Here is a 272-nt window from a genome sequence, read left to right on the forward strand (position 1 = left end):
GCTTTAGCTGCTACACAGGTATTCTATAATGAGCTAATGAGGGATCAAAGATGCAGTAATCATACCGTTTCTTCAAAGCGAATTCCCCGAGCTAAAAAACGATATTGGGGAAAGTATTTTTAGGCGATAGGATAGGGTGCTTAGACAACAGGGAATGTAACAGACGAAATGGTTCAAAAATACTTGGAGCATCACTGTCACCCATCCAATATGGATACAGGGGTAGTGTTCTAATTTTGTTGTTGCCGAATAATAAGAACCTTCTCTCTGGC

1 protein-coding gene is annotated in these 272 nt (G+C 40.4%); it reads right to left on the reverse strand.

The features are described from left to right. Positions 1 to 91: 91 nt before the first annotated feature. The coding region (locus tag E1958_RS21080; RefSeq protein WP_208108641.1) for a hypothetical protein at positions 92 to 272 on the reverse strand (181 nt) is incomplete at its 5' end.

The organism is Candidatus Thiosymbion oneisti (genome assembly GCF_004359955.1).
GTDB lineage: Bacteria > Pseudomonadota > Gammaproteobacteria > Chromatiales > Chromatiaceae > Thiosymbion > Thiosymbion oneisti.